General features: G+C 73.9%; 10 protein-coding genes. 7 read left to right on the top strand and 3 right to left on the bottom strand.

Annotation, left to right across the window (positions count from 1 at the left end):
- Positions 1 to 399: 399 nt before the first annotated feature.
- Entirely contained in the window at positions 400 to 1,737 is a 1,338-nt protein-coding gene (locus AB0E96_RS13665) for an aminotransferase class I/II-fold pyridoxal phosphate-dependent enzyme (RefSeq protein ID WP_359822497.1), read from the bottom strand.
- Positions 1,738 to 1,771: 34 nt separating this feature from the next.
- Here AB0E96_RS13665 and AB0E96_RS13660 point away from each other — a divergent pair, with 34 nt between their 5' ends.
- From AB0E96_RS13660 to AB0E96_RS13635, 6 genes are all read left to right on the top strand, one after another.
- Complete coding sequence (locus AB0E96_RS13660; RefSeq protein WP_359822495.1) at positions 1,772 to 2,443, top strand: pyridoxamine 5'-phosphate oxidase family protein; 672 nt, start codon at positions 1,772 to 1,774, stop codon at positions 2,441 to 2,443.
- A gap of 14 nt (positions 2,444 to 2,457) precedes the next feature.
- Positions 2,458 to 3,195 (top strand): FMN-binding negative transcriptional regulator, encoded by a 738-nt coding sequence (locus AB0E96_RS13655; protein ID WP_359822492.1) that lies wholly within the window; start codon positions 2,458 to 2,460, stop codon positions 3,193 to 3,195.
- Positions 3,196 to 3,312: 117 nt separating this feature from the next.
- Entirely contained in the window at positions 3,313 to 4,725 is a 1,413-nt protein-coding gene (locus AB0E96_RS13650) for a sugar porter family MFS transporter (protein ID WP_359822489.1), read from the top strand.
- Positions 4,726 to 4,781: 56 nt separating this feature from the next.
- On the top strand, positions 4,782 to 5,483 hold the full coding sequence (locus tag AB0E96_RS13645; protein WP_359822487.1) for an alpha/beta fold hydrolase: 702 nt from the start codon (positions 4,782 to 4,784) through the stop codon (positions 5,481 to 5,483).
- Positions 5,484 to 5,570: 87 nt separating this feature from the next.
- A complete protein-coding gene (locus tag AB0E96_RS13640) occupies positions 5,571 to 6,833 on the top strand; it encodes an MFS transporter (RefSeq protein ID WP_359822484.1) in 1,263 nt (420 codons plus the stop codon).
- Between the two features lie 100 nt (positions 6,834 to 6,933).
- The gene (locus tag AB0E96_RS13635; RefSeq protein WP_359822482.1) at positions 6,934 to 7,461 is read left to right on the top strand and encodes an HAD domain-containing protein; all 528 of its coding nucleotides are present in this window, start codon (positions 6,934 to 6,936) and stop codon (positions 7,459 to 7,461) included.
- On the opposite strand, the gene AB0E96_RS13630 is transcribed toward AB0E96_RS13635, so the two are convergent.
- Positions 7,439 to 8,227 (bottom strand): CPBP family intramembrane glutamic endopeptidase, encoded by a 789-nt coding sequence (locus AB0E96_RS13630; protein WP_359822480.1) that lies wholly within the window; start codon positions 8,225 to 8,227, stop codon positions 7,439 to 7,441. The two genes, AB0E96_RS13635 and AB0E96_RS13630, sit on opposite strands and share 23 nt — an antisense overlap.
- A 106-nt stretch (positions 8,228 to 8,333) precedes the next feature.
- Positions 8,334 to 9,839 carry a glutamate--cysteine ligase gene (locus AB0E96_RS13625; RefSeq protein WP_359822505.1) on the bottom strand — a complete coding sequence of 502 codons (1,506 nt, stop codon included), beginning with the start codon at positions 9,837 to 9,839 and terminating at the stop codon, positions 8,334 to 8,336.
- 378 nt (positions 9,840 to 10,217) lie between these two features.
- Between AB0E96_RS13625 and AB0E96_RS13620 the strand changes: the two genes are divergently transcribed.
- Entirely contained in the window at positions 10,218 to 10,790 is a 573-nt protein-coding gene (locus AB0E96_RS13620) for a hypothetical protein (RefSeq protein WP_359822477.1), read from the top strand.
- Positions 10,791 to 11,070 lie beyond the last annotated feature (280 nt).

Raw genomic sequence — 11,070 nt, 5'->3', positions numbered from 1 at the left:
GGCGGAGGCCGGCGAGGCGACGGCCAGGCCGGCGACGGCGAGCGGAAGGGCCAGCGCTGCGGCGAGCAGCCGGCGGCCGGGTCGCGGGGTGCTACGGGTGACGCTCGAACAGTTCTCGGGCACGGCGGAACTCCTGCGGTCGGTCCTCCCGGAGGTTGGGGAACGGGAGGACGCCTGGGTGAGGGTGGGCCGCCGGCCGGTGGCGCGAAGAAGATGACATGCGCGCGCTCACCACCGCTAGGCATCCGCAGCAGGTTTCCGCTTTTGTTACCGCCGGGTTCAGACCAAGCGGGCCGACGACCACCGGACGCCGCCCGGGATTCACACCCGCCACACCCACCGCTTCCGCCCCACCCGCCCCACGCCCCACGCCCCGCTCCCCGAGGACCGGCCCCGGGCTCACACCAGCCGCGATCCGCCCCCGCCCGCCCCCAGCACCGCCGCCAGGTCCTCCGCCAGCTCCCGCGCCTGCGCCGGCTCCAGCCGCGCCGTGGTGAACCGCAGCCCGGGCGGCGACTGGATCCGGTACCGCGCACCGGGCGCCGCGACCCAGCCGCGCTGCACCAGCGCCGCCAGCACCGAGGTCTCGTCCGGCACCGGCACCCAGACGTTCAGCCCGCTCCGCCCGTGGGCCGCGATCCCGCGCGCCGTCAGCTCGCCCAGCAGCGCGTCCCGTCGGGCCCGGTACGCGGCGGCCACCCGGTCGGCCGGCGCGGCGTCGCGGCGCCACAGCTCCGCGACGGTGCGCTGCAGCAGGTGGCTGACCCAGCCGGCGCCCAGCCGCTGCCGGCCCGCCACCCGCCCGATCGTCTCCTCGTCTCCGACCGCCACCGAGACCCGCAGGTCCGGCCCGTACGCCTTGGCCGCCGAACGCACCACCGCCCAGTGCCGGGTGCCCGCGCCCACCAGCGGGTGGTACGGCTGGTCGACCATGCCGTGCCCGTGGTCGTCCTCGATCAGCAGCACGCCGGGGCGCTCGGCCAGGACGGCCCTCAGCGCCTCGGCCCGCCGGGCGGTGAGCGCCGCCCCGGTCGGATTCTGCGCCCGGCTGGTGACGACCACGGCCCGGACGCCCTCGGCGAGCACGGCGGCCAGCGCGTCCGGCAGCGGCCCCTCGTCGTCCAGCCGGACGGGCGCGCTCCTCAGCCCCATCGCGGGCAGCAGGTCGAGCAGGCTGCCCCAGCCCGGGTCCTCGACGGCCACCGCGTCGCCGGGGCGCAGCCGGGCGCCGAGGATCCGTTCGATGGTGTCCAGCGAGCCGGAGGCGACGGCGACCGGGCCCCCGGGCAGGCCGTCGGCCTCGAAGGAGGCCCTGGCCAGCGCGAGCAGCTGCGGGTCGACGGCGTCGTGCCCGTACAGCACCGGGTCGGTGCGCCCGGCCTCGACGGCGGCCGCCACGGCCGGGCCGAGGTCGGGCAGCAGGGCCGGGTCGGGGTTGCCGGCGGACAGGTCGCGGGCGTGCGGCGGGACGGGGATGCGGACCTGGTCGCGCGGGGTGAGCGCGGGCCGGGGCAGGATGCGGCTGCCCTTGCGGCCGGCGGTCTCGATCACGCCGCGGTCGCGCAGCAGCCGGTAGGCGGCGGCGGCGGTGTTGGCGTTGACGCCCAGTTCGGCGGCGAGGTCGCGCAGCGGGGGCAGCGCGGTCCCGGGGGCGAGCTGCCCGCCGCTCACGCCCTGCTCGATGTGGGCCGCGATTTCGCTGGCGCGTCGTCCCTTCAGGGGATAGTCTCCTAGCACAAAGTAAATTATGCACTAGTACATAGAGGATGTCATGTCAGCCAGCCCGGAAGGCTCGCCCAACTACTCCCGCACCCCCAGGACCACCCCCACCCGCTACCGGGACCGGGCCACCTGGGAGCAGGAGGCGATCCACGCCATCCTCGACAGCGCCTACATCTGCCACCTCGGCTTCGTCGTCGACGGCGCGCCCGTCGTCCTGCCGACCATCTTCGCCCGGGTCGGCAGCCGGCTCTACCTCCACGGCTCCACCGGCAGCCGCCCGCTGCGCAACGCCTCCGGCGAGCAGGGCATGCCGGTCTGCGTCACCGTCACCCAGGTCGACGCGCTGGTGCTGACCAAGTCCGCGTTCAACCACTCGGTGAACTTCCGCTCGGTGGTCGCCCACGGCACCGCGCACCAGGTCACCGACCCCGAGGAGCTGGACGTCGCGCTCGCCGCCCTGGTCGACCACGCGATACCGGGGCGCTCCGCCGAGGTCCGACCGGCCAACGCCAAGGAGCTCGCCGCCACCGCCGTCATCCGGCTGGAGCTGGACGAGGTCTCGGCCAAGACCCGGGACGACGACGCCGCCGACGACCCGGACGACACCGACCTGCCGCACTGGTCCGGACTGATCCCCGTCACCACGGTGCACGGCACCCCCCAGCCGCACCCCGGCACCACCGTTCCACTGCCCGCGCACCTGCGCGGCTACCCCCGCTGACGGGAGGCCCACCCGTGCTGATCAGATCCTGGGACCGCGGCGACGAGGCCGAGTGGCGCGCCTGGCTCGCCGAGGGCCGCGACTTCGGCCTGCTCGCCGCCAACGGAGGCCCCGGCGAGGGCCCCGTGCTCGTCCCGACCCACTTCCTGCTGGACGCCGAGCGCGGCGAGATCCTGCTCCACCTGGCCGCACCCAACCCGCTGCTGGCCGCCGTCCGGGCCGACCCCGAGGTCACCCTCGCGGTCACCGACGGCTACGCCTTCGCCCCGGGCCACTGGCGCGGCGCACCGGGCACGCCCACCAGCTACTACGCCTCGGTCCACTTCCACTGCACCGCCGAGGTGGTGGAGTCCGCGACCGGCAAGGCGGAGATCCTCAACCGCCAGCTGGCGCACTTCCAGCCCGAGACGCCGGAGGTCCGGGTGGTGCCCGGCGAGGGCGAGCTGGCCCGGCAGCTGCCCGGACTGCGCGGGCTCCGGCTGACGGTGAAGGAGGTGCGGGCCAAGTTCAAGTACGACGACAAGAAGCCCGCCGAGTCGCAGTACGCGATCGCCGACCGGCTCGCCGAGCGCGCCGACGGCCCCGGTCGCGGCCGCGACCAGTACGGCGCCGCCCGGGCCCAGCTGCTCCGCCGTCACCAGCGGCGGACCGCCGGGCCGCGGACCGCCGCCGTCCTCCCGGACGACAGCCCGCGATCCGACCTCTCGCGCAGCGCCCGCCCGCGCGCGGACCGGCCGAGCGCCACCGGCTGACCCCGGATCACCCGGTCGGCCGCCAACTCGGGCAGGTCGCCCGCCGCGCTGCTCGAATGTGAGACGAGCCCTGCCCACTCGCCGTCAGAGCGGGCCCGTCGACCCCCGGGAGCGCGTGTGTCCTCAGTCAACAGCCGACCGGCGGCCGGCGAGGCCCACCTCGGCCACGTGGTGTTCATCTCGGCCGCCGCCGCCATGGGCGGCTTCCTGTTCGGCTACGACAGCGCGGTGATCAACGGTGCCGTGACGGGCATCCAGAAGCACTTCGCGGTCGGGCACGGCACCACCGCCTTCGTGGTGGCCATCGCGCTGCTCGGCTCCGCGGTGGGCGCGGTGATGGCCGGCCGGCTCGCCGACCACCTCGGCCGGGTCCGCACGATGCTGCTGGCCGCCGTGCTGTTCGCGGCCAGCGGCATCGGCTCGATGTTCCCGCCGAACATCGGGGTCCTCGCCACCTGGCGCGTGGTCGGCGGCATCGCGATCGGCATCGCCTCGGTGATCGCCCCCACCTACATCGCCGAGGTCGCCCCGACCGCCTACCGCGGCCGGCTCGCCTCCTTCCAGCAGATGGCGATCGTGCTCGGCATCACCGTCTCCCAACTCGCCAACTGGGCGCTCAACCAGGCCGCGGGCGGCGAGTCCACCAACCACCTCGGCGGCGTCCAGGCCTGGCAGTGGATGCTCGGCGTCGAGGCCATCCCGGCCCTGGTGTACGGGCTGATGGCGCTCGCCATCCCGGAGTCGCCGCGCTACCTGATCGCCGACCACCGCGAGGAGCAGGCCCGCAAGGTGCTGGTCGAGGTCGAGGGCGAGGGCGTGGACCTGGACGCCCGGGTGGCGGAGATCCGCTCGGTGCTGGAGTCCGCCCGCAAGCCCCGGCTGAAGGACCTGATGGGCGGCCGCTTCGGCCTGCTGCCGATCGTCTGGGTCGGCATCGGCGCCTCGGTGTTCCAGCAGTTCGTCGGCATCAACGTGATCTTCTACTACTCGTCCTTCCTGTGGCAGTCGGTCGGCATCAACGAGTCCGACTCGCTGCTGATCAGCCTCTCCACCTCGATCATCAACGTGATCGGCACGGTGATCGCGATGGCCCTGGTGGACCGGATCGGCCGCAAGCCGCTCGCCCTGGCCGGCTCGATCGGCATGGCGGCCGCGCTGGGCACCGCCGCCTGGGCGTTCTCCTACCGGCACGGCTCCGGCGACACCGCCACCCTGGACAACACCCACGCCACCGTCGCCCTGATCGCCGCGCACGTCTTCGTCCTCTGCTTCGCCTTCTCCTGGGGCGTGGTGGTCTGGGTCCTGCTCGGCGAGATGTTCCCCAACCGGATCCGCGCGCTGGCGCTGTCCGTCGCCGCCTCGGCCCAGTGGATCGCCAACTGGGCGATCACGGTCAGCTTTCCGGACCTCGCCGACTGGAACCTCTCCGCGACGTACGTCATCTACGCGGCCTTCGCGCTGCTCTCCATCCCGTTCGTGGCCTTCTGCATCAAGGAGACCAAGGGCCGTGCCCTGGAGGAGATGGGCTGACCCGCCCCGGCCCGCCGACCCCCGCCGCACGCGGCCCGACCCACTGAGAGGAAGCCATGCCTGACCAGGGCGGCTCCCGGCAGAACGTCAGCTTCCCCAGCAACGGCCGCACCGCGCACGGCTACCTGGCCCACCCGCCGCAGGGCGTCGGGCCGGGTCTGGTGGTGGTGCAGGAGTGGTGGGGGCTCACCTCGCACATCGCCGACATGGCCGACCGCTTCGCCGCCGAGGGCTTCACCGTCCTCGCCCCCGACCTGTTCGGCGGCGCCACCACCCACGACGGCGCCGAGGCGGCCCGGTTCAGGCGCGAACTCCCGGTCGAGCGGGCGGTGGAGGACCTGGCCGGGGCGGTCGACCACCTGCTCGCCCTGGACGGCGTGGTCGGCGACTCGGTCGGCGTGGTCGGCTTCTGCATGGGCGGCGGCTTCGCCCTGCTGCTCGCCGCCCGGGCCGGTGACAGGGTCGCCGCCGTGGTCCCGTTCTACGGACTGCCGCCCGACCCGGACTTCGACTACCGCGGTCTGACGGCCCACGTGCTCGGCCACTTCGGCGAGCTGGACGGCTCGATCCCGATGGCCGCCGTGGACGAGGCGGCGATCCGGATCGGCGAGGCCACCGACGTCCGCCCGGAGATCCACTTCTACCCGGCCGGGCACGCCTTCATGAACGACGAGAACCTGATCGGCACCTACGACCCGCTCCAGGCCCGGATCGCCTGGCGCCGCACCCTCACCTTCCTCTGGGGCCACCTCGGCTGACACAGGGCGTGCCGGCGGGGCCTCCGCTCGGGGAGCCTGACGCGAAATCGGATGGACACCCGGACGGCCGCACGGCATAGTCTCCAGGTGCCGACCCCACCCTCACACCGCTTCGCCTGGGCGAGCCGCAACTTCCGCATCCAGACCGCCGCCACCGTGGTCAGCGGTCTCGGCAACGCCGGAGCCCCCATCGCCACCGCGTTCGCCGTGCTCGGCAACGGCGGCAGCACCACCGAGGTCGGCTACGTCACCGCCGCCCGGCTCGTGCCCACCGTGCTGTTCATGGTGATCGGCGGCACCCTCGCCGACCGGCTGCCACGCCACCTGATCATGGTCGCCGCCAACGTGTTCAGCGGGGCGTCCCAGGCCGTCCTGGCCGTCCTGGTGCTGACCGGGGACATCCGGCTCTGGCAGATGATGGCGCTCTCCGCGGCCGGCGGGGCCGGCTACGCCCTCTACTCCCCCGCCTCCGGCGGCATGATCATGCAAGCCGTCCCCCAGGAGCACGCCGCCCGGGCCTTCGCGGTCTTCCGGATGGGCCTCAACGCCTCCCAGATCGGCGGCGCCGCCCTCGGCGGCGCGCTCACCGCCGTCGCCGGCCCCGGCTGGGTGCTCGCCCTGGACGCCCTGTGCTTCCTGGTCGCCGCCGCCCTGCGCTTCTTCCTGGAGCCGGAGAAGGCCCCCGCGCCCTCCGGCTCCGGCATGCTGCGCGACCTGCGCGAGGGCTGGCGCGAGTTCGTCTCCCGCCGCTGGCTCTGGGTGATCGTGCTCCAGTTCTCCGTGCTGGTCGCCTGCATCAACGCGGTCGAGTCGGTGTACGGGCCGACGGCCGCCGAGCAGCGGCTCGGCGGGGCGAGCGCCTGGGGCCTGGCGATGTCCGCGTACGGCGTCGGGCTGGTGGCCACCGGGGTGCTGATGACGCGCTGGCGCCCCCGCCGGATCCTGCTGGTCGGCAACTGGGGGGTCTTCCTGTTCGGCGTGCCCGCCCTGGCCCTCGCCGCCGAGGTGCCGCTGCCACTGCTGGTCGTCGCGATGTTCCTGTCCGGCGTGGGCGTCACCGTCTTCGGCGTCAACTGGATGGTCGCGCTCCAGCAGGAGATACCCGAGGAGATGTTCTCCCGGGTGACCGCGTACGACGAACTCGGCTCCTACTCGCTGGCCCCGGTCGGCACCGCGCTGGCCGGCCCCGCCGCGGTGGCGCTCGGCCTGTCCGGCGCGCTCTGGGCGTGCGCCGCCATCTGTCTGGTGCTCAGCGCGGTCGTCCTGGTGGATCCGCAGGTGCGCCGGCTGAGCCGTCGGAGCACGGCGGCCGCACCGGTGCCCGTCGGGGAGCCCGCCCCCACCCCGTGAGCGCCCCGTGCGCCCCGTGTGCGCCCGCCCGCGGGCAACCGGAGGTGTGCGAGGGTCGTCCGAACAGTCAGGAAACACCACCGTCTCCGAGGGGCCACCGGTGCCGAAGCCACTGCTGTTCCTGGACGTCGACGGCGTCCTGAACCCGGTCTGCCCGCACCCGGACGCCGGGTTCGACACCCACACCCTGTTCGGCCACGCCGTCCTGCTGTCCGCCCGGCACGGCGCCTGGCTGCGCGAGCTGGCCGGAACGTACGACCTGGTCTGGGCGACCACGTGGGAGGAGCACGCCAACACCCACATCGCCCCGGCGATCGGCCTGGACCCGCTCCCGGTGGTCGTCTTCACCGGCTACGTCCCGCAGCCCGGAGACCCCCGGGTGCCGCTGATGGAGCTGTTCTCCGCCGCCAAGTGGGCCCCGCTGCTGCGCTACGCCGCGGGCCGGCCGTTCGCCTGGGTGGACGACGTCATCCCGCAGCGGCTGGTCCTGCGCTCCCAGTGGCGCCGGGACCGCCTGCTGCTGCCCGTCGACCCGGGCCAGGGCCTGGAGCGCCGGCACGTCGACCGCCTGCTCGCCCACCCGCCGCGCGCCGGGGCGCTGTCGCTCAAGGGGTCGGCAGCCAGCTGACGTGCCCGGCCAGCAGCGCGTACCCGACGAAGGCCACAGTGTCGATCAGCGCGTGCGCCGCCACCAGCGGCATCACCCGCCCCCACCGCCGGTACAGCAGGCAGAACACCACGCCCATCACCATGTTGCCGATCAGCCCGCCGACGCCCTGGTAGAGGTGGTACGAGCCCCTCAGCACCGAGCTCACCGCCACCGCGGCCGGCCAGGACCACCCCAGCTGCCCCACCCGGCGCAGCAGGTAGCCGAGGACGACGACCTCCTCCAGGATCGCGTTCTGCCAGGCCGAGGCCACCAGCACCGGCACCCGCCACCACACGTCCGGCAGCCCGGACGGCGCCACCGTCAGGTTGTACCCGGCCGCCTGCGAGGCCAGGTAGAGCGCCAGCCCCGACCCGCCGATCGCGGCCGCGACGGCGGCGCCCCGCCCCAGGTCGCGCAGCTTCTGCCCGAGGTCGAAGCCCAGCACCCGCAGCGCGGCGCCCTCGCGGACCAGCAGGTAGCCGACCAGCACGACCGGCATCAGCCCGCGCCCGATGGAGTACAGCTGCCACACCAGGTCCAGCCAGGGCCGACCGGGCGCCCGTGAGCCGTTCAGCGTGGCGACCTGCTGGCCGAGCTTGATCGGTTCGGTGAGCGAGCCGGTGAAGCTGATCAGCGCGCTGATCCCGCTGGCCCCGAGGGAGAGGCCGAGGACGATCAGCAGCTCCACGCCGAACAGCCGACGGCTGGGCTTCGCGGTCTCCGGCGCGGTCGGGGCGGTGGTCACGGGGGCTCCAGCGGACGGGCGGTCGCTCCGGCCGTCGGCCGACCGCCGGAGCGATCATCCTGACACAACCGCCGCGGGGCCCCGGAGGGGAGTCGGGTCGCCGCTCTCAGCCCACCGGCCAGGTGTGCACCGGTTCGCCGCCGCGCATGAGTTCGGCGTAGCGCCTGGTCATCGCCGCGAGCGCGGCCGGCCGGTCCATCCCGTACTGTTCGCGCAGCCGGTGGAAGGTCGCCGTCTGCCAGGACGCGCCGTTGGCGCGGCGCAGGCAGCGCTGCTCGATGATGCCCAGGTAGCGGTCGCGGTCGGCGGGCTCCACTCCCCACTCGTCCAGCCCCTGGTGGGCCATCGGCAGCAGTTCGTTCAGCACCAGGTCGACCGCGGACACGGTCTGCAGCCCGCCGCCGCGCCCGGCCCGCCCCGAGCGCGGCCACTGGAACACCGCGTCGATGCCGTACCGGGCGCCCTGCTGGAAGTTCTCGTCCGCCCGCTCGAACGGCAGCCGGGTCCAGATCGGCCGGGGCTGCTCGGCGAGCACCCGCACCAGCCCGTAGTAGAAGGCGGCGTTGGCCAGGGTGTCGGCCACCGTCGGCCCGGCCGGCAGCGCCCGGTTCTCCACCCGCAGGTGCGCCACCCCGCCCGCGATGTCGTAGACCGGGCGGTTCCAGCGGTAGATGGTGCCGTTGTGCAGCCGCATCTCGGCGAGCCTGGGCGCGCCGCCGGAGGCCAGCACCTTCATCGGGTCCTCGTCGTCGCAGATCGGCAGCAGGGCGGGGAAGTACCGCAGGTTCTCCTCGAACAGGTCGTACGCCGAGTTCACCCAGCGCTCGCCGAACCAGGTGATCGGGCGCACGCCCTGCGCCTTGAGCTCCGCCGTCCGGGTGTCGCAGGCCTGCTGGAAGAGCACCGGACGGGTCTCCCGCCACAGCTCCCGACCGAACAGGAAGGGCGAGTTGGCGCCCAGCGCGAGCTGCGGCCCGCAGATCGCCTGGGCCGCGTTCCACACCGAGGAGAACCGCTCCGGGGTCACCTGGAGGTGCAGCTGGAGCGAGGTGGCGGCGGCCTCCGCCACCATGGTGATCGACTCCAGCTGGAGGCGCTCGACCCCCTCGATGTCCAGCGCGATGTCCTCTCCGCGGGCGGCCAGGATCTGGTCGCTGAGCAGGCTGTACCGCTGGTTGTGGCTCATCGCGTCGAGCCCGGTGTGGGCGTGTTCCAGGGTCGGCAGGATGCCCACCATGACGATCCGGGCGCCCGCCTCGGCCGCCCTCCGGTCGGCGTAGCGCAACCCGGTGTCGATCTCCTCGCGCAGTTCCTCGAACACGTGCCCGCAGAGCCGGTGGGGCGTGATGTTGACCTCGATGTTGAACCGGCCCAGTTCGGTCTGGAAGTCGCTGGAGCCGATCGAGCTCAGCACCTGCGCGTTGTTCATCGCCGGCAGGCCCTGCTCGTCGGCCAGGTTGAGTTCGATCTCCAGGCCCATCACCGCCCGCGGCCGGTCGAAGCGGTCCTCCCGGAGCATCCGTCCGAGCGCCTCCTGGCACGCGTGGAGCTTGCGTCGGTACAGCTGCCGGTCCGCCAGCTCCGCCCGAGTCGCCACGACCTTCTCGCCCACGGTCCCCTCCTCCAGAGCCACCCCGTCGAGCACCCGGTCGACCGACCGTGCAAGCATCATGCCCACCTCGAAGATCGATACCCGAATGCGCGTACTGGCTTGCAATGCAAGGCATCTGACGGAAAATCAGAGGAACTGTGGACTTGCTCGCCACCACAGCCTGTGATAAACAGATCACCCTGCGCACCTGTTCGAATTAGCACAGCGCTCCGGCCGGTCCACCCCGCCCCGAACCCCCCGTCGACGGCGGCGACCGCGCCGGCACCGCGATCCTGCACAACCGGACACGGCCGGGCCCCGTCACCGAAGACGCGTCGCCCCTCCACGCCGGTATGACGCACTCGCACGCCGATCTCGCACGGAGAGGCGGACCCCGCCATGACTCTGCAAACCCCCCAGCCCCCGCCGAGCGCCCTGCGCGCGGTCCTGGGCGCGCTCGACTCGGAGACCGCGCTGCGCCAGCCCGCCGCCGCAGCGCTGCGCCGTCCGACCGGCCCCCTGCTCCCCGCCCACCCGCTCGCGGTGCACGTCCTGAACGGCCCTCGCCCCGAGCTCCCGGCCGCCCGCCGCATCGGCTGGCGCTTCCTGATCAAGGACGGCGCGGAGGTGGCCGCCGCCGCCGAGGTCGTGCAGAGCGCCGAGGGCCACAGCTTCTCCCACTTCACCGCCGGCCCCTACCTCGACTCCACCGTCCGGGCGCTGCGCGAGGCCTGGCAGCTCGCCCAGGGCTCCCGGACCCGCCGCCAGCCCCGGCTGCTGACCTTCCCCGGCCAGTACGCCACGGCGCTCTGGCTGCACAGCCCCGACACCGAACCGGACGGCGACCTGCTGATCCCCCTGGCCCCGGCCCCGCTCGGCATCACCGCGCACCGCGCCTGCCCGGCCGCCGAACTGCTGCCGCTGCTCGCCCGCGCCCCGCTCGCCAGGCCGCTGCTGCTCGGCTCCGCCTGACGGACGACGAGCCGATCGGCGACGCGATCCGCGATCCGCGATCCGTTCGGCTCTCCGATCGGCGCCCCCTCGGGCCGCCGGGCCCACCCGCCCGGCGGCCCCCACCCGCGATCGCACACCCGCCCCGAAGCTCCGCGCCCGCGCCCGGGCCCCATCCGACCCGAGACCACCCGTCCGGGCCATCCGGCATGGTCCGAACGGGCCATCTCATGGCTGACCCACCGGTGTGCCATTTCCCGCCGGCCCCACCTGAACGGGTGATCTCTACCCGGGAGTTGTG

The organism is Kitasatospora sp. NPDC036755 (genome assembly GCF_040636595.1).
Taxonomy (GTDB): Bacteria; Actinomycetota; Actinomycetes; order Streptomycetales; family Streptomycetaceae; genus Kitasatospora.
The sequence above is the reverse complement of the archived record's forward strand: the minus strand, read 5'-3'. Positions and strand labels throughout refer to the sequence as shown.

Excerpts from the sequence above, each read along its gene's own strand:
- AB0E96_RS13660 (WP_359822495.1), top strand. The coding sequence starts at position 1,772 with ATGTCAGCCAGCCCGGAAGGCTCGCCCAACTACTCCCGCACCCCCAGG.
- AB0E96_RS13645 (WP_359822487.1), top strand. The coding sequence starts at position 4,782 with ATGCCTGACCAGGGCGGCTCCCGGCAGAACGTCAGCTTCCCCAGCAAC.
- AB0E96_RS13620 (WP_359822477.1), top strand. The coding sequence starts at position 10,218 with ATGACTCTGCAAACCCCCCAGCCCCCGCCGAGCGCCCTGCGCGCGGTC.